Annotated in this window: 18 protein-coding genes; 11 read left to right on the top strand and 7 right to left on the bottom strand. The window is 68.3% G+C overall.

Annotation, left to right across the window (positions count from 1 at the left end):
• Positions 1 to 214: 214 nt before the first annotated feature.
• The 3 genes from ABT313_RS03050 to ABT313_RS03040 all read right to left on the bottom strand — a co-directional run bounded on the left by ABT313_RS03050 (position 215) and on the right by ABT313_RS03040 (position 6,079).
• The gene (locus tag ABT313_RS03050) at positions 215 to 3,967 is read right to left on the bottom strand and encodes an endo-alpha-N-acetylgalactosaminidase family protein (RefSeq protein ID WP_350848048.1); all 3,753 of its coding nucleotides are present in this window, start codon (positions 3,965 to 3,967) and stop codon (positions 215 to 217) included.
• A gap of 61 nt (positions 3,968 to 4,028) precedes the next feature.
• A complete protein-coding gene (gene fahA, locus ABT313_RS03045; protein WP_350848047.1) occupies positions 4,029 to 5,228 on the bottom strand; it encodes a fumarylacetoacetase in 1,200 nt (399 codons plus the stop codon).
• Positions 5,228 to 6,079, bottom strand: a complete 852-nt coding sequence (locus ABT313_RS03040; RefSeq protein ID WP_350848045.1) for a hypothetical protein — start codon at positions 6,077 to 6,079, stop codon at positions 5,228 to 5,230. The genes fahA and ABT313_RS03040 overlap by 1 nt, the downstream gene beginning before the upstream one ends.
• 74 nt (positions 6,080 to 6,153) lie before the next feature.
• On the opposite strand from ABT313_RS03040, the gene ABT313_RS03035 reads away from it, so the two are divergent.
• Positions 6,154 to 7,347, top strand: a complete 1,194-nt coding sequence (locus ABT313_RS03035; RefSeq protein WP_350848043.1) for a homogentisate 1,2-dioxygenase — start codon at positions 6,154 to 6,156, stop codon at positions 7,345 to 7,347.
• A 38-nt stretch (positions 7,348 to 7,385) separates the two neighbouring features.
• On the top strand, positions 7,386 to 8,126 hold the full coding sequence (locus tag ABT313_RS03030; RefSeq protein WP_350848041.1) for a hypothetical protein: 741 nt from the start codon (positions 7,386 to 7,388) through the stop codon (positions 8,124 to 8,126).
• Here ABT313_RS03030 and ABT313_RS03025 read toward each other — a convergent pair whose 3' ends face one another.
• Positions 8,127 to 8,915, bottom strand: coding sequence for a polysaccharide deacetylase family protein (locus ABT313_RS03025; protein ID WP_350848039.1), 789 nt, complete (start codon positions 8,913 to 8,915; stop codon positions 8,127 to 8,129).
• A 128-nt stretch (positions 8,916 to 9,043) separates the two neighbouring features.
• Between ABT313_RS03025 and ABT313_RS03020 the strand changes: the two genes are divergently transcribed.
• Positions 9,044 to 10,867: a bifunctional metallophosphatase/5'-nucleotidase gene (locus ABT313_RS03020; protein WP_350848037.1), complete on the top strand. Its 1,824-nt coding sequence runs from the start codon at positions 9,044 to 9,046 to the stop codon at positions 10,865 to 10,867.
• On the opposite strand, the gene ABT313_RS03015 is transcribed toward ABT313_RS03020, so the two are convergent.
• The gene (locus ABT313_RS03015; RefSeq protein ID WP_350848035.1) at positions 10,857 to 12,350 is read right to left on the bottom strand and encodes a M1 family metallopeptidase; all 1,494 of its coding nucleotides are present in this window, start codon (positions 12,348 to 12,350) and stop codon (positions 10,857 to 10,859) included. The genes ABT313_RS03020 and ABT313_RS03015 overlap by 11 nt on opposite strands.
• Before the next feature lie 113 nt (positions 12,351 to 12,463).
• Here ABT313_RS03015 and ABT313_RS03010 point away from each other — a divergent pair, with 113 nt between their 5' ends.
• The 6 genes from ABT313_RS03010 (at position 12,464) to ABT313_RS02985 (ending at position 18,372) form a co-directional block, all read left to right on the top strand.
• Positions 12,464 to 13,576, top strand: a complete 1,113-nt coding sequence (locus tag ABT313_RS03010; protein WP_350848030.1) for a histidine kinase — start codon at positions 12,464 to 12,466, stop codon at positions 13,574 to 13,576.
• Positions 13,573 to 14,301, top strand: coding sequence for a response regulator (locus ABT313_RS03005; protein WP_350848028.1), 729 nt, complete (start codon positions 13,573 to 13,575; stop codon positions 14,299 to 14,301). The genes ABT313_RS03010 and ABT313_RS03005 overlap by 4 nt, the downstream gene beginning before the upstream one ends.
• A gap of 51 nt (positions 14,302 to 14,352) precedes the next feature.
• Complete coding sequence (locus ABT313_RS03000) at positions 14,353 to 15,042, top strand: FadR/GntR family transcriptional regulator (protein ID WP_350848026.1); 690 nt, start codon at positions 14,353 to 14,355, stop codon at positions 15,040 to 15,042.
• A complete protein-coding gene (locus ABT313_RS02995) occupies positions 15,039 to 15,782 on the top strand; it encodes a creatininase family protein (protein WP_350848024.1) in 744 nt (247 codons plus the stop codon). The genes ABT313_RS03000 and ABT313_RS02995 overlap by 4 nt, the downstream gene beginning before the upstream one ends.
• Positions 15,783 to 15,875: 93 nt before the next feature.
• The gene (locus ABT313_RS02990) at positions 15,876 to 16,832 is read left to right on the top strand and encodes a CE1 family esterase (RefSeq protein ID WP_350848022.1); all 957 of its coding nucleotides are present in this window, start codon (positions 15,876 to 15,878) and stop codon (positions 16,830 to 16,832) included.
• A 1-nt stretch (position 16,833) separates the two neighbouring features.
• Positions 16,834 to 18,372, top strand: coding sequence for an AbgT family transporter (locus ABT313_RS02985; RefSeq protein WP_350848020.1), 1,539 nt, complete (start codon positions 16,834 to 16,836; stop codon positions 18,370 to 18,372).
• On the opposite strand, the gene ABT313_RS02980 is transcribed toward ABT313_RS02985, so the two are convergent.
• Together ABT313_RS02980 and ABT313_RS02975 are read right to left on the bottom strand one after the other, a co-directional pair.
• On the bottom strand, positions 18,365 to 18,943 hold the full coding sequence (locus ABT313_RS02980; RefSeq protein WP_350848018.1) for a nicotinamidase: 579 nt from the start codon (positions 18,941 to 18,943) through the stop codon (positions 18,365 to 18,367). The two genes, ABT313_RS02985 and ABT313_RS02980, sit on opposite strands and share 8 nt — an antisense overlap.
• A gap of 74 nt (positions 18,944 to 19,017) precedes the next feature.
• Positions 19,018 to 19,797 carry an SDR family NAD(P)-dependent oxidoreductase gene (locus ABT313_RS02975; RefSeq protein WP_350848016.1) on the bottom strand — a complete coding sequence of 260 codons (780 nt, stop codon included), beginning with the start codon at positions 19,795 to 19,797 and terminating at the stop codon, positions 19,018 to 19,020.
• A 136-nt stretch (positions 19,798 to 19,933) separates the two neighbouring features.
• Between ABT313_RS02975 and ABT313_RS02970 the strand changes: the two genes are divergently transcribed.
• Both ABT313_RS02970 and ABT313_RS02965 read left to right on the top strand, forming a co-directional pair.
• Positions 19,934 to 21,085: a cation:proton antiporter gene (locus tag ABT313_RS02970; protein ID WP_350848014.1), complete on the top strand. Its 1,152-nt coding sequence runs from the start codon at positions 19,934 to 19,936 to the stop codon at positions 21,083 to 21,085.
• A gap of 132 nt (positions 21,086 to 21,217) precedes the next feature.
• Positions 21,218 to 22,783, top strand: coding sequence for a fibronectin type III domain-containing protein (locus ABT313_RS02965; RefSeq protein ID WP_350848012.1), 1,566 nt, complete (start codon positions 21,218 to 21,220; stop codon positions 22,781 to 22,783).
• Positions 22,784 to 22,946: the final 163 nt, after the last annotated feature.

The raw sequence follows: 22,946 nt of genomic DNA, 5'->3' as shown, positions 1-22,946 counted from the left end.
ACCGGCTAGGAGTCGCGCGGTGTCGCTAGGGGCGGCGAGTGGCGCAGTGTCCGAGGTGGCGGGGGATGGCGGAAGTTCTCGGCGAGGGCGGGAATGGCGCGGCACCACCCCGAGGAGTGGGAGTGGTGCCGGCCTCGTATCCCTTGGAGGGAGCGGTAAGGCGATGGGGACTGTGCATAAGCAATAGCCTGTGCACAGTCCCCATTTGGTATTGCTAGTGGGTTCCGTAGACGTTTAGTTCGGCGGCGGAGCCGAAGACGGCGCCGTTTAGGGAGCTGGTGCCTACTAGTTTCACGTAGCGGCCGGGCTTGGGGGTGAAGTCGAGGCGTTGGACCGCCGTGGAGTTGGGGAACTCGCCTGTGGCGACCGGTGTGCCCCAGTCCTGGCCGTCGGTGCTGACGTAGAGCTCGTAGCCCTTGAACATCCCGTTGGTCCCGCTCTGGCGGGGCAGGTAGCTGAACCCGTTCACGGTGTACGTCGACCCGAGGTCGAGCGTGATGTGGTGCGGGAAGCCAGCTGGCGTGGGGACCTCCGACCAGGCGGAATGCCAAATGGTACTGGGGTTTCCGTCGATCGCCATCGTCGCGGCGCCGCCGGTGGCGACGTCCTCGCTGTCCACGTCGGTCACCTTGATCCGCGACTGCGGCACGATCCCCGGCGGCAGCACGGTCGCCTCCGCGGTGATTGTTGCCTGACCACCCGTTGCCGTCAGCACGTACTTTCCTTCTGGTGTACCAGCCGGCGGAGTGACGTCCCACGTGGTCGTCGCCGTCGCACCCGCAGCCACGCTGGCATGCGTCGCCGGCGTGCTCGCCGTGACCGTCCAGCCGTCCGGAGCCGTGAGCCCGAGTGTGATGTTGCTGGCGGCAACGACATCGTTGTTGGTGAAGGTCGTGGTCACGGTGTTCGCCTCACCGGAGACGAGACCGCTGACGCCGGACACCGCGACGGAGGTGCAGTCCGCCGGCTCAGACGTCGTACCGAGATCGGTGACGGCGAAGTTGTCCATGACGAAGTCGGTCTGGTCACCACCGTCGGACAGTTTGCGCAGACCGACCCAGTAGTCGCCGCCGCAACCGGCCACGAACTCCTGGTCGTACGTCGCCTTCGTGCGCTGCTCGCCGATCGGGGTCGCCTTGACCTCGACCGAGTCCGGACGATCGACGCCCTGGACCCACGCGTACTGACCGGCGCGACCGCTCTCGTAGTCGAAGCTGACCTTGTACTTGTGCCCTGGCTGGAAGTTCACCGTCGATGGCGTGGTTCGGTATACCAAACCTGCGTTCTCCTCGTGCGACTTCAGCGACCAGTCGCCGTCGAGCACATCGTCCACCAGCTTCCCGTTCCAGCCGGCCTGCGTGTACGGCGCGTGCTTCTTCGCCAGCACGGTCCGCGGGTCGGTCACCCCGCCTGCGTCGCCCTTCACGAATGGTCCCCAGCCCTGGTCGACGTTCTCGAAGTCGTCGACCAGCCCGGCCGCGGGCCGCGTGGTCTGAACCACCCGCACATCGTCCAGTCGTACTCGCGCTGTCCCGGCGGCTGCACCGATCGTCAGGTCAGCCGTGCTTCCCTTCGCATCGAACACGACCCGGGTGCGCTGGTAATACCCGTCGTGTTTGTCGTCGGAGGCAACCATGTTCTGGGCAGTCGACCTGACCACGGTGTTGCGTACACCGTCCACGGAGATCGTCGTCGGCCGCGACTTGCCCGGCTCGACCTCGATCCACGCCGACGCGCTATAGGTCCGGCCGCGGGTCAGCCCGGTGATGCGCTGGCTGACCGACGACTTGCCCTTGCCGAGCGACGCGACGTGCTGTCCGTTGGCCAGAGTGTCGATGGTCGCGCCACCGATCCCGTTCCACACCCCAAGGTTGCCGGCGTTGAAACCGGGATCCTTGACGTAACTGCTCTCGCCCCAGTTCGCCGGGCGCGGAGCCGGTGCGGCGACCGGGTAGAGGACGTACGGCTTGCCGGCGACCGCATCGAGCGTGACGGTGCCGTGGCTGACCGGGACAGTGGTCGGCTTCGTCCGGCCGGTGTCACTCAGTTGGTAGGCGGTGAAGCTGCGAGCACCGGAGAACGTCGACGGGACCTGCCAGGTGGTGCGGCCGCCGGCCGGGTTGTAGTGGTACAGCTTCTTGTTGTTGTCCCACGGGAGCAGGTACTTGTCCCCGTCGAGCACCTTCGCGTTGCCGACGTACACGGCTCGCTTGCCGTTCTCGACCGCGCCGCGGACACCGCCGGTGAACGTGATGTCGTTAGCGTTCCAGTCGAGGATCTTCTGCTGCTGCAGGAACTTCGCGGGCAGGTTGCGCTGCCAGATGTTGGTGTAGAACGCGTTCCAGTCGGTCTCGCCGGTCCAGCCCTCGAACTCGACGATCGCGGACTGGCCGAGGATCGGGTCGTTGTTCCAGACATCCTTCTCGTGGTTGCGGACGAACCGGATGATCTGCGAGTTCAGGCCCTTGTTCGTCGGGCCGCCATAATCGAGGTCGTTGGCCCAGTGCGACCACAGCGACGTACGTTCATGCCGGTCGGCCCACTCGGTCGCGATCTGCCAGCCCTGGTCGGACAGTTGCCGGGTCAGGCCGTCGGCGAGCCAGCCGGACTGGTAGTACACGTCGATGTACAGCTCCTGCAGGTTCTTGTCCGTCTCGTCACGCAGCTGCTGGAACCGCTTGACGATGTTGCCGGAGGCAAGATCCGGGCGCTGCTTGATGTAGTAGCTCTGGTTCAGCCAGTTCCAGCCCTTGGCGGTCTTGTCGACCAGGTCCTCGCTGAACGCGTTGGCCTCCGGGTAGGACTCGGTCGCGTTCACGTGGACGCCGAACGCCGCGTTCCACGACTTGCCCTGCTTGAGCAGGGTGTTCAGGTCGGTGAGCCCGCCGGCGCGGATGTTGTAGTTGCCGCCGTAGTCCGGGTGACCCGAGTCATGCCCTTCCGACGCGTACCCCTTGAGGATCGCCATCTGCCCGAGCCCGTCGGTCGACAGCGAGATGCGCTTGACGTCGTCGAGCGTCCGCAGGAACGGGTGCGTGGCCTGGCTGGCGAAGTTGAACGGGATGTGGGTGATCACGCGGTCCTTGACCTGGTCGCCGCCGTTCGGCTCGACCATGATCGTGCGGAACGCGACCGCGCCGTCCTCCCAGTCGACGGTCTTGTCGTGGTTCGCGTCCGGCGTCACGACGACCTTGGCCCACGGGAGCGGCTCGGTGTACGGCGAGGTGTCGGCGCGGTACGTCCACTGACCGCTCCAGACACCGACGCGGGTACTGCCGTCCGCGCCCTTCCGGGCCTGGTGCCAGAACCGAGCGCCGTCGTCGACCGACTGGCCCGACGGCTTGTCGTATGTCGAGTTGGACTCGATCCCGGCTGCCAGGCCGCTCGTGTTGACGAACGCGTACGCCGCTCCGGTCGGGGACGCCTCGGCCGGCGTCGTCGCGGTGACCGGGGTGATCTTGTCGGCGGTGCGCGTCGAGTCCGGGTCGAGAGTGGTGAACGCGGTGGTCGCGCCGGCGTCGGTGCTCGCGACCGAGACCAGGTCCTGGTTCGGGATGTCGATCGTGTGTACGCGACTCGTGTCGGTGTCGCGGACCGCGTCGATGGCGAACTTCGTCACCCGCCCGGTCAGGCTCAGACTGGCGTCGAGTTGGACGTCGGGCAGTGCGTCGAAGGCGAGCGTGTACGACGCGCGTCCGTCGCGGACCGTCGGCGCCTGTGTCAGGTGCGCGGTCCGGGCGGTGCCGTCGATCGTGATCGTCGAGATCGCGTCCGGCTGGCCGCCGAGGGCCTGGCCGGAGGCGTTGTCGACGTACTTGATCACCCGGGGGAAGTCCGCCCCGACGGTGACCGTCAATTCGCTCGACCGCAGGGTCAGGTCGCCGGCGGCGTGCGCACCTGAAGGCACGCTCAGCACACCGGCAGCCAACGCTACAGCCAGCACTCCACACCCCACTGAACGTTTCATGTCGGAAAAGTTCGCACGTAACCGCTAACTCGTCAAGAGAAACGAACACTAATGAACAAGTTCAGGCAGAAATGATGCGGCCGGTTACCTCGCCGAGGCCTAGGCGGGGGCCGGTGGGGGTGGTTGCCCAGGCGGTGATGGTTACCTCGTCGCCGTCCTCGAGGAAGGTGTGTTGTTTGCCGGCCAGGACGAGGGGTTCGCGGCCGCCCCACGTCAGTTCAATGAAGGAGCCTCGCTGGTTTTGGGCGGGGCCGCTGACGGTGCCGGATGCGTACAGGTCGCCGGTGCGGACGGTGGCGCCGTTGACGGTCATGTGGGCGAGCATCTGGGCAGGCGACCAGTAGATGTTGCGGTAGGGCGGGGTGCTGACGAGGTGGCCGTTCAACCTGACTTCGAAGGTGATGTCGTAGTTCACCAACTGCTTGCCGGCCAGATACGGGAGGACCGGCGGATCCTGGGCCGGCAGCGGTACGGCGGACGCCGCGAGCGCGTCGAGGGAGACGACCCACGGGGAGATCGAGGTGGCGAACGACTTGCCGAGGAACGGGCCGAGCGGCACGTACTCCCACGCCTGCAGGTCGCGCGCGGACCAGTCGTTCACGAGCACCACGCCGTACACGTGGTCCTCGAAATCGTCAACGGAGACAGGCTTTCCGAGCGTCGACGGCGTACCGACGACGTATCCGAGCTCGACCTCGATATCCAGCCGTTGTGACGGCCCGAACGTCGGAACCGTTGCGTCCGGCGCCTTCCGCTGACCGCTCGGCCGGACGATATCGGTGCCGCTGGCAACAATCGTGCCGGCGCGACCGTGGTACCCGACCGGAAGGTGTTTCCAGTTCGGCAGCAGCGGCTCGGAATCCGGGCGGAACAGCCGGCCGAGGTTCGTCGCGTGCTGCTCGGAGGCGTAGAAGTCGACGTAGTCCGCGACCTCGAACGGCAACTGCATCGTGACCGCGGACTGCGGGATCAGATGCGGCTCGACAGTGTCTCGATCACCCAGGTTGCGGACCAGATCCAGCAGCCATTCCCGAGTCGCCCGCCAGGCCGGCCGCCCCAGAGCGAGAAACGCGTTCAACGTCGGCTCGGCGAACAGCTGCGCGCCGTCGAGCATCTGCGCCGACGCGACCGGCGCAAGGTCGATGATCTGGTCCCCGATCGCGGCCCCGACCCGCGGCTCCTCGTCCCCGTGCCGGAACACGCCGAGCGGCAGGTTGTCCGGCCCGAACGGCGAACCGTCCGGGATCTCGATCCAGCTCATCAGCCCTCCATCAAACCCAGTGTCGTCAGGTCCTGGCGCGGTTCGTCGATGCTGCACGACCCGAACGACGTGAACCATCGCCGAGTGCTCGCGGCCTGATCATCAGTCAGCTCGCGGGCTCGAGCGGCAAGCATCTGGCCGTCCCGCTCGCTCAGAACCGAGACGACCTCGTCGTGCGCGGCCCCGTCCAGCGACGCGCGGGTCGCCAGCAGCACGTTGAGGAAGCCGTGATGCTCGAAGCCCGAGTCCTCGGCGGTATGGCGGACCGCGTTGTGCAGGCCCGCTGTGCACTTGAACGGGACCTCCCGGTCGAGGCAGGCCGTGATGAACGCGGCGACCTGGTCGGCCGACGGGAACAGGGCGGCGTCCATCCCGCCGGTGCGCAGTTTGGCGGCGTACCCGGCGTCGGCGACGACGTCGAGCGCGCGCTCCCACGCTCCGTCCAGGCCGAGCTCGACGTACGCCGTCTCCTCGTCGAGGCAGTCGTCACACGCCCGGACGACCCGCAGGGCGTTGCGGGACAGGTCGTCCTCGTCCCGCAGCCGGACCTCGACCGCGGTCACCTCGACGTCCTTCGAGCGGTCGCCCCATCGGATCACCGGCTCGATCCCGCCGGCGCCCCCGGAAATCACCACCGAGACGCGCAGCGGCCCGTCGCCGGAGCGGGCGGCCTCGGCGGCAACCTTCATCAGGTCCTCGTCGGTGCAGACGAACGGGCCGAGCAGCTCGGCGTACGGCGCGGCCAGGTGGGCGCGGTGGGCCGCGACGGCCTCGGCCATCGGCAGGTTCCCCGGCGGGAACATGGCAGCGTCGTCGACCAGGTGCCGGAACAAGGCGGGGACGGTTGACATGGCCCAGAGCCTAACGGATGCTTTCGGTAAGCGGACGCACGCGTTCGATTATCGGATACTCTGGAGCAATTCTGATGGCGTTCTACCGGCAGGTCGGGGAAGTTCCGCCGAAGCGGCATACCCAGTTCCGGAAACCGGACGGCGGGCTGTACTACGAGGAGCTGATGGGGGAGGAGGGGTTCTCATCGGACTCGTCGCTGCTGTACCACGCCGGCGTGCCGTCCGCGATCGTCGATTCGCAGGTCTGGGACCTCCCGGGCCTCGCGACCGTCGCCAACCACCCGCTGACCCCGCGGCACCTCAAGCTGCACGACCTCTTCACGGACACGTCGAAGACGAACGCCGTGGAGGACCGGCGGCTGGTGCTGGGCAACGGTGACGTCCGGATCTCGTACGTCGTCGCCGAGCAGCCCTCGCCGTACTACCGGAACGCGATCGGCGACGAGTGCGTGTACGTCGAGAAGGGTTCGGCGACCGTGGAGACGGTGTTCGGCGTACTGAATGCGGTCCAGGGCGACTACGTGATCATCCCGCGCGCGACCACGCACCGTTGGCTGCCTGGTCCCGACGGCGTGCACGCGTATGCGATCGAGGCCAACTCGCACATCGCGCCGCCGAAGCGCTACCTGTCCCGGTTCGGCCAGTTCCTCGAGCACTCGCCGTACTGCGAACGCGACCTGCACCCGACCAGCGAACCGCTCGTGGTCGAGGGCACCGATGTCGAGGTGCTGGTGAAGCACCGCGGCCAGGGCGTCGGCGGGATCGTCGGCAGCCGGATGACGTACGCGACGCACCCGTTCGACGTGGTCGGGTGGGACGGCTGCCTGTACCCGTACACGTTCAACGTGAGCGACTTCGAGCCGATCACCGGGCGGGTGCACCAGCCGCCGCCCGTGCACCAGGTGTTCGAGGGCTACAACTTCGTCGTCTGCAACTTCGTGCCGCGGAAGGTCGACTACCACCCGCTGTCCGTACCGGTGCCGTACTACCACTCGAACGTCGACTCCGACGAGGTGATGTTCTACTGCGGCGGCGACTACGAGGCGCGCAAGGGCTCCGGGATCGGGCTGGGCTCGATCTCGCTGCACCCCGGCGGGTACGCGCACGGTCCGCAGCCGTCGGCGATCGAGGCCTCGCTCGGAGCCGAGCGGTTCGAGGAACTGGCGGTCATGGTCGACACCTTCCGCCCGCTCGAACTGGGTGAGGGCGGTCAGGCGGTCGACGACGGCGTCTACGCCTGGACCTGGGCGGGTCGCCGCAAGAGCTGAGCGCGCGGCAGACACGCCCGTGTGGGATTCTGTCCCGTGTGAGTGAGGACGGGGACACGTCGCAACAGGTCGTTGATCAGGTTTCACCGGAGCCGGAGCTGGACTCGGAGCTGGACTCGGAGTCAGCCGATTCGCCGGAGGTGGAAGTGCAGGTGCCGCCGCAGGATCCGGGGGCGCCGTTCGTCGTGGGCATCGATCGGGACGCGGTGGTACGTCGGCGCGAGGTCGTGCGGACCGTGGAGCGCCGCGGCGCCTGGATCACGCTGGCGATCGGCGTGGTCGGCATCGCGGCCGCGCTCTACGCCGTGCTGGCCTTCCGTGGTTCGGGGATGTGGCCGTTCGCGATCCTGTTGATCCTGGCAATGATCCCGCTGGTCCTCAGCACGGTGATGGTGTACCGGCTGCAGGCCGAGCGGCAGCACTGGTACGCCTCCAACGAGCTGCAGCCGGTCGCGATGCGGATGTCGCTCAAAGGGCTCGAGCTCGCGTGCGACGGAGCGGCGTACCCGGTCGTCCTGCAGTGGCAGACCGTCCGTGGGTTCCGGCAGCAGAAGCTGCTGGGTCAGTACGTGCTGGACCTCGACCTGGTGCCTGGCGTGAGCGCGACCACGGCCGGTGTCCGCGGTCTCGACCAGGCGCCCGTGCGCAGCGTCGTCAAGCCCAACCCGCTCCTACGCCCCACCGGCCTGTTCCTGGTGAAGGCGCTGGACCAACCGGTCCACATCATCGACGAGGCCATGAAGCACTTCTCCGGCGGTACGGCGCAGGTCCGCCGCTAGCTAGCAGGGCAGCGAGCGGTACGTGTAGCCGAGCTTCGTCAGCTTGGTGAGCGCGCTGTCGAGCGCGGCGACGGTCTGCGAGCGGTTGCCGCCGCCGTCGTGCATCAGGATGATCGCGCCGGGGCGGGCGCCGGACATGATCGCGTGTTCGATATGGGCGACGCCGGGCTTCTCCCAGTCCTCGGTGTCGACGTCCCAGAGCACCTCGCGCTGGTGGTACGCCGCCGCGATGGCGTGCACCTTGTCGTTCGTAGCGCCCTCCGGCGGCCGCAGGCACTTCGACTTGATGCCTTGACCGACCTCCTGCCGGATCTTGGCGTCCGGGAGGTGGGTCAGCGTCTTGTGGTCGTACGTGTGGTTTCCGACGTGGTGCCCGGCGGCGCGCTCGGCCGTGACCAGCTCCGGGAACTGCGCCACCTGGATCCCGATGACGAAGAACGTCGCCTGCGCGTGGTGCTTCCGCAGTACCTGCAGGACCCGCGGCGTCCACTCGTGCTGCGGGCCGTCGTCGAACGTCAGGTACAGGACCTTGCCGTGGCTGGTCAGGTTCCAGTCGTCGACAGGCGGCTTGGGCGCCGGCGGCTTGGCGGGCGGCGGGCTGGGTTTCGCCGACGACGACGTGCCCCGCTTGGACGTGGTCGACGTACTCAGGAGTCCGTGACTCGACGGCTGAGTCGCGGGTTTCGCGGACGTGGTCGAGTGCTTGGACGGAGTGGCGGCTTGGGCTAGGACGGCACCGCAGAGCAGGGCGGCGACCAACGGCAGGAGTTTGCCGGGCGGCTTGGTCATGCACGGCATTCTCTCGCGTCGGGTGGTTCATCGGGGCACCGGGTCGCCCTTAAGGTGGCCCTCAGGCCGGAGATCCCGGCGGCAGACCAGTGAGGCGGCTGATGACCGACAGCGGTGAGCGTACGACGATGACCAGACGAACCCTGATCGGTGGAGCATCTGCCCTGGCCGCGGCCGGCTTCACGGCCGTTCCGGCGTATGCCGGCGGAACCGGCTCCGGGCATGGCCGGACGGTCCGGTTGAGCGTGATGGGCACGACCGACCTGCACGGCAACGTCTTCAACTGGGACTACTACAAGAACGCCGAGTACGACGACACCGCGCACAACGACATCGGCCTGGCGAAGATCTCGACCCTGGTCACCGCGGTCCGGGACCGCATCGCCGCGGACCGGCACGCGCCGCGCCCGCTGCTGCTCGACGCCGGCGACACCATCCAGGGCACCCCGTTGGCGTACTACTTCGCCAAGATCGAGCCCATCACCGGCGGTCACACCCACCCGATGGCCGCCGCGATGAACCGGATCGGGTACGACGCGGCCGCGCTCGGCAACCACGAGTTCAACTACGGGATCGAGATCCTCCGCAAGTTCCAGCGGCAGCTGCGGTTCCCGCTGCTGGGCGCGAACGCCCAGGACTGGACGACGGGGCTGCCCGCGTTCCCGCCGTACGTGCTGAAGCGGGTGCAGGTGCCGGGCGAGAAGCCGATCACCGTCGGCATCCTCGGCCTGACCAACCCGGGCATCGCGATCTGGGACAAGGCGAACGTCGAGAACAAGCTGAAGTTCGGCGGCATCGTCGAGCTGGCCAAGATCTGGGTGCCGCGGGTCCGCAAGGCCGGCGCCGACATCGTGATCGCGTCCGTGCACTCGGGCATGGACCTGTCCTCGTCGTACGGCGACGCGCTGCCGTATCCGGAGAACGCGTCCGTGCTGATGGCCGAGACCGTGCCCGGGATCGACGCCGTACTCGTCGGCCACGCGCACCTGGAGATCCCCGAGCGCCTCGTCACGAACAAGACCAGCGGCGAGCAGGTCGTGCTGACCGAGCCGCTGAAGTGGGGCATGCGGCTGTCGCTGATCGACCTCGACCTGCAGAAGGTCCGTGGGCAGTGGAAGGTCGTCGGTCGCCACAGCCAGGTGCTGAACGCGAACACCGTCGACGCCGACCCGCACGTCGTCGGGCTGCTGCAGAAGGACCACGACAAGGTCGTCGAGTACGTGAACTCGAAGATCGGCACCTGCACCGAGGCGATGTCCGCCGCCACGGCGCCGTGGGAGGACACCGCCGCACTCGACTTCGTCAACTTCATCCAGGCGGATGCTGTCTCGAAGGCGCTGGTCGGTACGCCGCAGGAGTCGCTGCCGGTGCTGGCGATCGCGGCGCCGTTCAACCGGGCGGCCGCGATCCCGGCGGGTGATGTGTCGATCCGCGATGTTGCCGGGCTGTACGTCTTCGACAACACGCTGCTCGCGGTGACCATGTCGGGCGCGGACATCAAGGACTATCTGGAGTTCTCGGCGCAGTACTACAAGCAGGTGACCGGGGCCGGGCCGTTCCCGTCCGACCAGGTGACCAACGCGCCGACCCCGACCGCGCCGACCGGGACGCCGGACTACAACTACGACGTCCTCGGCGGGCTGACCAAGCCGCTGACCTACAAGATCGACATCGCGAAGGCCGTCGGGGCGCGCATCACGGACCTCGCGTACGACGGGGTGGCGGTGGCGGCCGACCAGCAATTCGTTGTCGCAGTCAACAACTACCGGCAGTCCGGTGGCGGCAACTTCCCGCACGTCTCCACGGCACCGGTGGTCTACAACCGCCAGGTGGAGATCCGCCAGCTGATGATCGACTACGTGACCGCCACCGGCGAGGTGGACCCGGCGACCTTCCACACCGTCGACTGGTCCCTCACCTCGAACGGCACCCCGGTCGTGGTCACCGGCTGACAGTTTCCTTGTCCGTGCTGTGCCAGTCCGGGTGGCCTGGCATCGGCGGAGTGGTCGGGCTGTAGAGCCAGTTGTCGAAGTACTGCGTGAGGTTGCGGCCGCTGACCTGGTTCGCGACGGCGATGTAGTCCTGCGTCGTCGCGTTCCGGTCGCGGTAGCGGTCGAAGAAGGTCTGTTCGATCCGGCGGAACGTCTGCTCGCCGACGATCGTGCTCAGGCCGGTGAGCATCAGCTGACCGGGTACGTCGGTGTCGAACAGCAGCCCGATCGGGTTGTCGATCCGCCCCATCGGGCCGGACTCGTCGCGGTTGTGCTGGTCGGCCGCGTACAGGTCCTTGAGCTCGGCATTCAGGTCGATGAAGCCGCGCGCTGCGGCGTACTTGCGTTCGTAGTAGCGGGCGTGGCCTTCGCTGAGCCACATGTCGTCCCAGCTGCGGACGGCGACCGCGTCACCGAAGTACTGGTGGGTCATCTCGTGGACGAGCGTCGGCGCTTCGTCCTTCGGCGGTAGCGACAGACCGGCGCCGAACGTCGACAGGGTGGCGGTCTCGAGCGCGACACCGTCGTAAGGGCTCGCCAGCCCGAGGACGCCGTACTGCTCGAACGGGAACGGTCGGCCGATCTGGGCCTGGAGCCACGCCAACTGGGCCGGTGTCTCCCGGGCGGTGGCCTCCATGCCATCGGTCAGCGGATGGCCTTGCAACGACAGCTTGGTGAGGTAGCTCCGGACCGGCAGTCCGTTCGGCCCTGTCTGGCGGAGCTCGCGAAACTTCCCGACGGCAATCTGTACGACGTCGGTCGGGATCGGGTGCGCGGTTTGGTATACCCAAGTGGTGTCGGCGCCGATCCGGTACTTCGTGACCAGGTGCCCGCCGGCCACACCCATCCGGTCGTTCGGCGCAGTGATCCGGACCGTGAACCGGGCCTTGTCGCTCGGGTGATCGTTCGACGGGAACGCGAGATGCGCGCGGTCCGGCTGACTCATCAGCCCGAACCCGTCCGCGGTGTTGTTCCAGAACTCGAGCGGGTACGGCGTACCGGCGGGCCAGTGCACGCTCGCCGGCGGCGGGTTCAGCGACCGGTCGGCCGTGTAGACGACGCGCACGGTGAACGGGAGGTGGTTGTGAATCGCCCGCGCCGGCGTGATCGTCAGCTTCTCGCCTGCCTGCTGGTACTTCGCCGGCCGCCCGTTCACCGTGACCGACGAGATCGCCTGGCCGACCGAGTCGAGCCCGAACCGCGACAGGTCCTGGGTCGCGACCGCCCGCATCGTGACGGCGCCGGGCATCTTCGTGGTCCCGGTTTGGTATACCAAGCTCACGTCGTAGCTCTGTGCGTCGTACCCGCCGTTGCCCAGTCCCGGAAAGAGCCGGTCGCCGAGGTCCTCGGCACCGGGCGTCGCCGCGGACGCGCGGCTGGCCCCGAGCGGGAGCAGGATGATGGTTGCCGCGAGCAAACTACCGAGCCGTCGTCTGGTCGCCATGTACCCCAGACTTCCTGAGAACGTCCCGGCGTACATCGGTCGTCGAGGTCAAACTCGCGTAGTACCAAAGTGGTAGACCGTCGTCGGTTCGTCGAAGGCTCTACGGTGGTGGCATGCGGCTCGCGTGGTGGGACGGCAAGGTCCGGACCCTCGTCTTCGACGTTCTGTTCGCCGCGGCGGTCGTCGCCGGCACGCTGCTCGACATCACGAACAACGGCACGCTGCGCTGGTACGGCGCCGTCTTCCTCGGGGTGCTGTTCTGCGGGATGGTGATCCGTCGGCGGTTCCCCTTGCTGTTCGCCGTGCTCGCCCCGGTGAGTCAGGTGTTCCCGAGCGTGCCGGTGTCGATCGCGGCGTACACGACGGCGAGCCGCAAGGGCCTGCATTGGTATACCGCGATCTCGGCCGTGATCGGGGCGGTAGTGATCGTCGTCTGGCCGGTTCCCGGGCGGAGCCACCTGTCGTGGGCCGAAGAGGCCGCTTCCGTCGTGTTGTTCGTCGGGGGTCCGCTCCTGCTCGGACTTTGGGTATACCAAAGGCGCGCCTTGCTGGCCGCCCTGCGCGATCGCGCCGACCAGGCCGAGCGCGAGCGCGACCTCCGTTCAGAGCGCGCTGTGACCGCCGAGCGACGCCGGATCGCCCGCGAGATGCACGACGTGGTCGCGCACCGCGTGAGCGCGATCGCGCTGCAGTCCGGCGCGCTGACGATGACCGCGCCCGACGAGCAGACCGAGAAGGTTGCCGAGATCATCCGCAAGACGAGTACGTCGGCGCTCACCGAGCTGCGCGAGATCCTCCAGGTACTTCGAGACGAGCTGCCCGGGGAGCCAGGACATGTCGCGCCGTCGATCGGTGCGGTGCCCGTGCTGGTCGCGGATGCGGAATCGACGGGACAGGCTGTTTCGCTGGACCTGCCGGATCCGGTTCCCGAGGTGTCGTCGATGGTCGGCCGGGCGGCGTACCGGGTGGTGCAGGAGGCGCTGACGAACGCGGCCAAGCATGCGCCGGGTGTTCCCGTCGCCGTGAAGATCGTTGCTGAGGGCGACGAGTTGAGCGTCGAGGTGACGAATCCGCGCGGCGTCGCGGCAGTCGCCGTACCGGGGTCGGGGTACGGGTTGCTGGGGATGCGGGAGCGGGTGTCGCTGGCCGGCGGTCGGCTCGAGACCGGGTGGGACGGCGGAGTGTTCCGGGTGAGTGCGGTGTTCGGGTTGAAGGCGGAGGAATGACGATCAAGGTGCTGCTCCTCGACGACGAGGAGCTCGTGCGCAACGGCATCCGGCTGATCCTGCAGGCCGGCCGGACCGCCGAGGTCGTTGCCGAGGACACCGATGGTTCGCGGGTGGTCGAACTGGTCGAGAAGTACACACCCGACGTGGTGCTAACGGACATCCAGATGCCCACGGTGAACGGCATCGAGGTCACCCGCCGCGTGAACGCCTTGCCGGATCCGCCGCCCGTCGTGGTACTCACGACCTTTGACTTGGACGAGTACGTCTACGAAGCACTCCAGGCGGGTGCCACCGGGTTCTTGCTGAAGGACATCGCACCCCGAGCGCTCGTGGATGCGGTGGAGCAGGCCGTCCGGGGTGACGCGATGCTGTCGCCGCAGATCACCAAGCGCCTCATCTCCGCCTACACGGCCCGCCCGGCTCGACGCGCGTCCGGTGGTGCTGCAGGCGCCGGGCAGCGCGAACACCGCGGCAGTGACGGGGGTGACGCAGCTTCGGGAAGCGACGCCGCCTGGGGTCAGGACGTCCTGGCGGAGCTGACGCCGCGGGAGCGGGAAGTTGCTGTGGCGGTTGGCGAGGGGCTCAGCAACGGGGAGATCGCGCGGCGGCTGGAGCTGCGGGAGTCGACGGTGAAGGTGCACGTCACGCACATCATGGCCAAGCTCGGCGCATCCAACCGCACGAAGATCGCCTTGCTGATCCATGACGCGGGCTTGGCCTAGAACCGGCCCGAGGTCTTGACCGCGGGAAAGGCTAAGTGATTTAGTCAGTTTGTGACTTACTCAGCGGCTGAGGTGCCGCCCAGCCTGTCGGACCGGTTGACCGAGTCGATTCTCGGCATCATCCGGGACGGCGGGTTGCGGCCGGGGGATGCGATTCCGTCCGCGCGGGAGCTGGCGAAGCGGTTCGCGATCACGACGCCGACGGTGCGGGAGGCGCTGCGGAAGCTGGAGGCGACCGGGGCGGTCGAGTTCCGGCACGGCTCCGGCACGTACGTCGGTCCGACCATCAACAACGTCGTCCTGGCGAACCCGCACCGGCCGCCGATCACCAAGGACTCGGTGCTGCAGTTGATCAGCGCCCGTCTCGTCCTCGAGCCGGCCGTCGCCGCACAATCCGCGGTCGCACGCCGACCCGAGAACCTGGAGCGCCTCGAGGCCGCCGTCACCAACGCACTCGTCCCGCCCGGCGGTCCGGCGTTCGCGCTCAACTTCCACGTCGAGCTCGCCGCCGCTTCCGGGAACCCTTTGCTGCAAGAGGTTCTGTCGTCCCTGCTGAAGGTGCGCGTCCGCGAGCAGCAGCAGATCCGCGCCCTGTACGACAACCGCGAGCGCGACCACGAAGAGCACCAGGCGATCGTCGAGGCGGTCCGTGCGCAGGATGCCGCCGAGGCCGAACGCCTCACCCGCGAGCACCTCGACAACATCCGCCGCGCGATCGAGTCCGCCCCGGAGTGGTCATGAACCTTGCCGAGATGACGACGGACGAAGCGCTCGTCGCCGTCCGCCGTTCCCCGCTGGTGATCGTTCCGGTTGGGGCGCAGGAGCAGCACGGCGGCGGGATGGCGATGTCCACCGACACCGTTCGCGCGGTCGGCGTGGCCGAGCGGGTCGCCGAGCGGCTGGCCGGTCGTGCGGTGATCGCACCGGCCGTCCCGTACGGCGTCTCGCCGCACCACATGGCGTTCGCCGGCACCATGACGTTGTCCCCGGCAACGTTCATGCAGGTACTCCGGGATGTCGTCGCCAGCCTGTACGAACACGGCTGGCAGCGGTTCCTGGTGATCACCGGGCACGGCGGGAACAATGCCGCCCTGTCCGTGCTGGCGCAGGAGTACGTCCGCAGCGAGCTCACGTTCGCGTGGACCCCGGTCACGTCCGTGGTGTCGGACCTGATCACCGGCGTCAGCGAAGTGCACGGTCACGCCGGCGAGGCGGAGACCGCGCAGATGCTGTACCTGGCGCCGGACCTGGTCCAGGCCGATCGCCTGGAGCCGGGCGCCACCCTGCTCGACGAACTGACCACGACAGCCCGGCTGTCCCGGCAGTCGCGCGGACCGCGGCTGTCCGTCGGGTTCGACGCGTACCACAAGCGTGGCGTACTGGGTGACCCCCGGCGCGCCACCGCCGAGGACGGCCGGCTCCTGGTGGAGACCGCCGCCGACCGGATAGCCGCCTTCGCCGACGAATTGCTCTCAGCCTGACGCCGCACCACCCCGAACACTGGACCTTCGCTCAGGGAGGTCCAGGCGCGAGCCTGCCCGCCCGCAGGCCGCCTGCCCGAGGAGGCACCCCTGATGAATCTCGCACGCCCGAAAACCCCCAGCCCGTCCGGTTGGTATACCACCCGGCGACTTGGCGCCCTGCTGGCGTCGGCGGCTCTGGTGACCGCCGCCACCACGTTGCCCACAGCAACCGCATCCGCCGCGTCCGGCACCTCCGGCTGCGGCAAGCAGGCCGCGCCGAGCGGCGACTACACGATCCAGAGCGGCGGCCTGACCCGCACCTACCGCCTGCACGTGCCGGCCAACTACAAGAGCTCCAAGGCGTCCGAGCTCATTTTGGTATACCACGGTCGCGGCAAGACCGGCGCGCAGACCGAGGCCTTCTCGGACCTGTCGAAACTCGACGCGATCGTTGCCTACCCCAACGGTGTGATCGGCGACGAGGACAAGCAGGCCTGGCAAGGAGCGCCGTACTCAGCAAAGGGGGTCGACGACGTGAAGTTCACCGCCGACCTGCTCGACGACCTGGAGTCGAAGTACTGCGTCGACACCCGCGCCGTCTACGCGACCGGCAAGTCCAACGGTGCCGGCTTCACCGGGATTCTGGCCTGCCAGCTGGCCGACCGGTTCGCGGCGATCGCTCCGGTCTCCGGCGCGTTCTACATCCAGGGCACGCACTGCGCGCCGAGCCGTCCGATCCCGGTCCTCGACATCCACGGCACCGGCGACACGACGATCCCGTACGGCGGCGACGGCGAGCGCGACCTGCCGAGTATCCAGACCTGGGTCCGCGACTGGACGGTCCGCGACCACTGCAACCCCGATCCGAAGACCAGCCAGCTCGGTGACGACGTACTGAAGTTCACTTACAAGGGTTGCAAGGCCGACGTCGTACACGTCGCGGTCACCGACGGCGGGCACAGCTGGCCGGGCTCGGACTCCACGTCCGGGCCGGGCTACGTGACGCAGACGTTCGAAGCGCACGAGCTGATCGGCGCCTTCTTCCAAGCGCACCGGTTGAGGAGCTGACATGAGCACGGCTACAACCACCGACCGCAGGGAGCTACCCCGGCTGGTCCGGGCGATGGCTGTCATCGAGAGGGTCGGGAACGCACTGCCGCATCCGTTCTGGCTGTTCTGGATCCTGTCCGCGATTCTCGCCGTCGTCAGCGCGATCCTGTCGGCGCTGGACGTCTCGGTGCTCTCACCGAAGGACGGCAAGGAGGTCGCGGTACAGAACCTGCTGTCCGGCGACGGCCTGCAGATGGCGGTTTCGACGGCGATCTCGAACTTCGCCGAGTTCCCGCCGATGGCGACGATCGTCGTCGTGATCATGGGCGTCGCGCTGGCCGAGCGGACCGGATTCCTGCAGGCGCTGATGCGGGTCAGCGTGTCCCGCGTGCCGACGTCGATGGTGGTGTTCGCGGTCGCGTTCGCCGGCACGATGGCCCACGTGGCGTCGGCCGCGGCGTACATCATCCTGGTGCCGTTGGGCGGGCTCGCGTTCCGGGCGGTGGGTCGGTCGCCGATCCTCGGCATCGTGGTGGCCTACACCGCGATCGCCTCCGGGTACGACGCAAGCCCGATCCCGACGCCGAACGACGCGATCTTCGCCGGCATCACCACCGCGGCCGCAAAGACGATCGACCCGGACGCACACGTCTCGGTGCTGTCGAACTGGTTCTTCAACATCGCGTCGTCGATCCTGCTGGCGCTGGTCATCACGCTGGTCACGAGATTGGTCCTGAGCAAGCGCGCCGACCTCGACGCGGACCCCGACGCACCGGGCGACGATCCCGATCAGCTCGCGGTATCGGTTGCCGAACGCAAGGGTCTGCGCCGCGCCGGCATCGTGTTCCTGGTCGCCGCGGTGGCGATCGTCGCTGTACTGCTGCCGCACGATTCCCCGTTACGCGGCAAGGACGGCAGCATCGTCGACTCCCCGTTCCTGGACGGGATCGCGATGGTGGTCGCCGTGCTGTTCGGTCTCGTCGGCATCACGTACGGCGTGACCGTGACGGCGATCGAGCGCGCGGCCGACGTACCGAAGCTGATGGCCGAGGGGATCAAGCAGATGGCGCCGGTGCTGGTGCTGTTCTTCGCGATCGCGCAGTTCCTCGCGTACTTCGACTGGAGCAACATCGGCGACCTGCTGTCCGCGGAATCGGCCCGCTGGCTGGGCGACCTCGGCGCCCCGAAGGTGGTGATCTTCCTCGGCATCCTCGCGCTGCTCACGGTGATCAACGTGCTGGTGACGAGCGGATCGGCGATGTGGTCGCTGACCGCGCCGATCCTGGTTCCGATGATGCTCCTGCTCAACGTCCCCGCCGAGACCACGCAGGCGCTGTTCCGCATCGCCGACTCGGGCTCGACGGCCATCACCCCGATGAGCCCGTACTTCGTGATGGCGCTCGGCTTCCTGCAGCGCTACCGGAAGGACGCCGGCGTAGGCACGCTGGCGTCGTACACCGTGCCGCTCGCCGTGGCGATGACCATCGCGTGGACCCTGCTCTTCCTGGCGTGGTGGGCCTTGGGCATCCCTCTCGGCCCGGGCGCGCCGGTCAGGTGACGTTGACCCCGGCCGTGCGCAGGTCGGTCAACGCCTGCTCGGTGCTGGAGGGAGCGACACCCGCCGTCAGATGGATGAGGACGGTTGTGTCGAAGCCTTCCTTACGAGCGTCCAGGGCAGTAGCGCGGACGCAATAGTCGGTAGCGATTCCGCAGACATCGACGTCGGTCACGCCCTTGCCGCGCAACCAGTCGGCCAGGGCGTGACCGCCCTCGTGGGACTTCCCCTCGAACCCGGAGTACGCCGCCGCGTACTCGCCCTTGTCGAAGATCGCGTCGAACGGCTGCGGGTCGAGGTTCGGATGGAAGCTGACCCCGTCCGTCCCGGCCACGCAGTGCCGCGGCCACGAGTTGACGTAGTCGGGCTCCCTGGAGAAGTGGTCGCCGGGGTCGATGTGGTGGTCGCGGGTGGCAACGACGTACGCGTACTGGCGGTCGTCGGGCTCCGCCTCGTGCCACTGGTGGAGGAGTTCGCCGATCCGGAACGCAACGTCGGCGCCGCCGGCGACGGCCAGGCTTCCGCCCTCGCAGAAGTCGTTCTGCACATCCACCACGATCAAAGCCCGGGCCATTGCGACGCTCCTTCATCGGGGAGTTCCCTCTGCCCACGGTACAAGCGTCGACGCCGTCACGGCGGTATTGCGCGTCAGGCAGGAAGCAGGTTCCCGCCGGTCACCCGCAGGATCTGCCCCTGGATGGCCTTGGTCCGCGGCGAGGTCAGGAACAGGATCGCGTCCGCGAGTTCGGTCGTCTCCGGCAGGTGCCGCGCGGTGAACCCGGCCGCGATCTGCTCGAGCGCGGGCTTCGGGATCACCCGGTGTTCGCCGTTCTCGAGCGTGATGCCCGGCATGACCACGTTGACCAGTACGCCGTCCGCACCGAGATCGTGCTGCACGCTCGCGACCAGTCCGTGCAGTCCGGCCTTGGCCGCGCTGTACGGCCACGAACCCGGCAGGCCGCGCTCAGCAAGGTCCGTCGAGATCAGCACGAGCCGCCCGTGACCGGACCGCCGCAGCGCCGGCGCGACCTGCTGGACCAGGTGGTAGTTGCCTTCCAGGTTGGCCCGCATGATCGGAACCCACCACTCCGCCGGCCCGTCCTCGACCTTCGTTGGCCGCTCGTGGAACCCGGCGTGGCCCCAGTCGACCGCGTTCCCCACGACGGCGTCGAGCCCGCCCCAGTGCTCCACAACGGACGAGACCGCTGATGCGATCGTCTCGGGCACGCCCAGCTCCATACCGACGATGTACGCCGTACCGCCCGCCGCCTCGATCTCCGCCGCGACCGCCTCGGCCGCGTCCTTGCGCGAGTTGTAGGTGATCGCGACCCGCGCCCCTTCGGCGCCGTACGCGATCGCCGTCGCCCGCCCGATCCCCGACGATCCGCCGGTCACCAGCACCGCCGCGTCCTTGAATCCCAGGTCCATGACCCGTCCTTCCGGTATTTGTTAGTCGGCTAATCAGAAAACTTAGCCGACTAACAAATGCAATGCAACCCGTCCGCCTCCGCGGGATCTCAGTCGGGTGGGAGCACAATGGCGCTCTCCGGGGAAAGGAGCTGCGGTGAGCTTCACCGTGCTGGCGGTGGTGGTCGCGGTGGGTCTGATCGGTCCGCTGCTGGCGTTGCCGCGCGGCTGGCACCTTCCGGTGGTGCTCGGCGAGCTGCTGGCCGGCGTCGTCCTCGGCAAGACGGGGTTCGGGTACTTCGTCGCGTCCGACGACAAGTTCACCTTCCTCGCCGAGATCGGGTTCGGGCTGGTGATGTTCGTTGCCGGCACCCACGTTCCGGTCCGGGACGAGAGCCTGCGCAAGGCGATCCGGCCGGGGCTGCTGCGGGCGGTGATTGCCGGCATCGTCGCGACCGGTCTGGCGTATGCGCTGAACGCGGTCTTCGACACCGGGCACGTCGCGCTGTACGCCGTACTCATGGCCTCCTCGTCCGCGGCGCTGGTGCTGCCGATCGTCGACTCGCTCGGACTCGGCGGGCGGCCCGTGGTCGAGCTGCTGCCCCAGGTCGCGGTCGCCGATGCCGCCTGCATCGTCGCGCTGCCGCTGGCAATCGATCCGCCGCATGCCGGCCGGGCGGCGCTCGGTGCGCTCGCGGTGGTCGGCGCGGGTGTGGTGACGTACTTCCTGCTGAACTGGGCCGAGCGGTCCGGCGCCCGGCACCGGGCCCACAAGGTGTCGGAGGACCGCCAGTTCGCGATCGAACTGCGGGTCAGCCTGATCGTGCTGTTCGCGCTGGCCGGTCTGGCGACGGCGACGCATGTGTCGATCATGCTGGCCGGGTTCGTCCTCGGGCTGGCGGTCGCGGCCGTGGGTGAGCCGCGGCGGTTGGCGCGGCAGCTGTTCGCGCTGACCGAAGGGTTCCTCGGGCCGGTGTTCTTCGTCTGGCTCGGCGCGTCGCTCGACCTACGGGAGCTCGCGACGAAACCGGAGTTCCTTGGGCTCGGCATCGCGCTCGGCCTCGGCGCCGTGATCAGCCACCTGTCCGGGATGCTGACCCGCCAGCCCTTGAGCCTCGGCGTACTGGCATCGGCCCAGCTCGGAGTCCCGGTCGCGGCGGCCACGGTCGGTACGACGTTGCACGTGCTCCAGCCCGGGGAGCCGTCCGCGCTGATCCTGGGTGCGCTCGTGACGATCGCGGTCGGTGTGGTCGCGGCCGGCATCGCCGTACGACGTGGCCTGGTCACGCCGAAGCCGGTGCCGGGATAACGGCCGATCCAGTGGCGCGTGGGGGGACCTGGTTTCGCGACAAGGTGAGCTGACAGTTATCGTTTGACCGCGCATAGTCACCGAGTCATGGGTCGGCATCTTCCGCCGGAGCGGGCCCAAGGGGGTTCGCTCATGAAGAAGGCTGTCCTGGCAGTTGTCACCGGCGCGGCCGTGGTCGCCGCCGCCCTGGTCCCTTCAGGGCCCGCGGTGCAAGCGGCCGAGTCGGCTGGGTCGGCTGCGTCGGCTGGGCAGGCGCACACCGAGCCGCGTGGATTCGGCTCGGCGTTGTCGTCGGTGGAGCAGACGTCGTGGCAGACGAACGCGAGCGTGAACGCGGTCGCAGCGACGGGCAACCTGGTGTTCGCGGGCGGTCTGTTCACCCGCGTCCGGCCGCCAGGGAAGGCCCGCGGTGTGGGTGACGTGGCGCGGAAGTACTTCGTGGTGCTCAACCGGACCACCGGCGTACCGACGCGGTTCGCGCCGCAGGTCAACGGGCCGGTGTGGAGCGTCGACACGTCGCCGGACGGCCGCTGGGTCGTGATCGGCGGTGACTTCACCGTCGTCGACGGGGTGCCGCGGTCGCATGTGGCGATGTTCAACACGGCGACCGGCAAGCTGGTGTCCGGGTGGGACCCGGTCGTCAACTTCCGGGTCGCGGCGCTGAAGGTCACCGCGAAGACGGTCTACCTCGGCGGCTCGTTCGGCCTGGTCGACAAGATGGCCCGCAGCCGGCTTGCCGCGGTCAGGCTCGACACCGGCACGCTGCTGCCGTGGAGCCCCGACGCGAACGACGACGTCCACGCGATCGAAGTGTCGACCGACGGCGATCGGGTGTTCGTCGGCGGCGGCTTCACCCGGATCGGCGGCCGCAACGATCACGCCCTCGCGATGCTGGACGCAACGACCGGCGCCGTCTTGTCGATGCGCGCGGCCGGGGCGATCCCGGCGAAGACCGAGGGCTGCGACAGTCGCGTGAAGGACCTCGAAGTCCAAGGAAACAAGGTCTTCGCGTCGAACGCCGGCACCGGAAGCGTCAGCTGCTACGACGGCGTACTGGCCGCGGATGCGACGAGTGGCAAGCTGCTCTGGCAGAGCCACTGCCAAGGCGCGACCGAAGCGATCAAGGCGATCGGCAACTGGCTCTACAAGGGCTCGCACGCGCACAACTGCAGCGCGGACGGCGGTTTCCCGGACAAGACCGGGATGCACCACCTGCTCGTCTACAGCACGATCACCGGCAAGCTCGGCCCGTGGTTCCCGAACACCGACGCGGGCGGGGAGACGCTCGTCGGGCCGCTGGCGTTCGCGTCCGGGGGCAACGATCTGTGGGCCGGAGGCGACTTCACCGAGGTGAACGGCGTACCGCAGGAAGGCCTGACGCGATTCACCAGCATTCCGGGCGGAGCAGCCCCGGTCCGGCCGGCCGCGCCGAAGGTCGCGAGCGCGCGGGCCAACAAGGTCACGATCAGCTTCCCGACCGTGCTCGACCGCGACAACCTCGCACTCACCTACCTGCTGTACCGCGGTAGCACGCGCATCGGCAGCTGGTCGCGTACGTCGAACTCCTGGACCAAGCCGACGGTCACAACCGTCACCGACTCACGCCTTGCCAGCGGCAAGACGATGACCTACCACCTCGAGGTCACCGACGGCCGCAACATCCAAAAAAGCCCAACAGCCACCGTCGAGGTCCGTTAGGCTGGCCGTCCGAGTCGAAGCCTTCGAGGAGTTGGGGATGCCCGGTCAACCGGGCACGCGCTGACCGTCACCGTCATCGCGTGCCGCCTGCAGCAGTCGTCGCGGAGCGGCACCTTTCCTTGAGGCTTCGTCATGTCGCTGTGGACGCATCGTGATTTCGTTC

Origin of the sequence: Kribbella sp. NPDC000426 (assembly GCF_040300265.1) — a bacterium.
In the GTDB taxonomy this organism is placed as follows: Bacteria; Actinomycetota; Actinomycetes; order Propionibacteriales; family Kribbellaceae; genus Kribbella.
Note: the sequence above shows the minus strand (reverse complement) of the source record. Positions and strands in the feature narration are given on the sequence as shown.

Coding starts and splice junctions, on each gene's coding strand:
- ABT313_RS02975 (WP_350848016.1), bottom strand. CDS start 19,797: ATGGACCTGGGATTCAAGGACGCGGCGGTGCTGGTGACCGGCGGATCG.
- ABT313_RS03050 (WP_350848048.1), bottom strand. CDS start 3,967: ATGAAACGTTCAGTGGGGTGTGGAGTGCTGGCTGTAGCGTTGGCTGCC.
- ABT313_RS03020 (WP_350848037.1), top strand. CDS start 9,044: ATGACCAGACGAACCCTGATCGGTGGAGCATCTGCCCTGGCCGCGGCC.
- ABT313_RS02965 (WP_350848012.1), top strand. CDS start 21,218: ATGAAGAAGGCTGTCCTGGCAGTTGTCACCGGCGCGGCCGTGGTCGCC.
- ABT313_RS03040 (WP_350848045.1), bottom strand. CDS start 6,079: ATGTCAACCGTCCCCGCCTTGTTCCGGCACCTGGTCGACGACGCTGCC.
- ABT313_RS03010 (WP_350848030.1), top strand. CDS start 12,464: ATGCGGCTCGCGTGGTGGGACGGCAAGGTCCGGACCCTCGTCTTCGAC.
- ABT313_RS03025 (WP_350848039.1), bottom strand. CDS start 8,915: ATGACCAAGCCGCCCGGCAAACTCCTGCCGTTGGTCGCCGCCCTGCTC.
- ABT313_RS02980 (WP_350848018.1), bottom strand. CDS start 18,943: ATGGCCCGGGCTTTGATCGTGGTGGATGTGCAGAACGACTTCTGCGAG.
- ABT313_RS02995 (WP_350848024.1), top strand. CDS start 15,039: ATGAACCTTGCCGAGATGACGACGGACGAAGCGCTCGTCGCCGTCCGC.
- ABT313_RS02985 (WP_350848020.1), top strand. CDS start 16,834: ATGAGCACGGCTACAACCACCGACCGCAGGGAGCTACCCCGGCTGGTC.
- ABT313_RS03035 (WP_350848043.1), top strand. CDS start 6,154: ATGGCGTTCTACCGGCAGGTCGGGGAAGTTCCGCCGAAGCGGCATACC.
- ABT313_RS03005 (WP_350848028.1), top strand. CDS start 13,573: ATGACGATCAAGGTGCTGCTCCTCGACGACGAGGAGCTCGTGCGCAAC.
- ABT313_RS02990 (WP_350848022.1), top strand. CDS start 15,876: ATGAATCTCGCACGCCCGAAAACCCCCAGCCCGTCCGGTTGGTATACC.
- ABT313_RS03015 (WP_350848035.1), bottom strand. CDS start 12,350: ATGGCGACCAGACGACGGCTCGGTAGTTTGCTCGCGGCAACCATCATC.
- fahA (WP_350848047.1), bottom strand. CDS start 5,228: ATGAGCTGGATCGAGATCCCGGACGGTTCGCCGTTCGGGCCGGACAAC.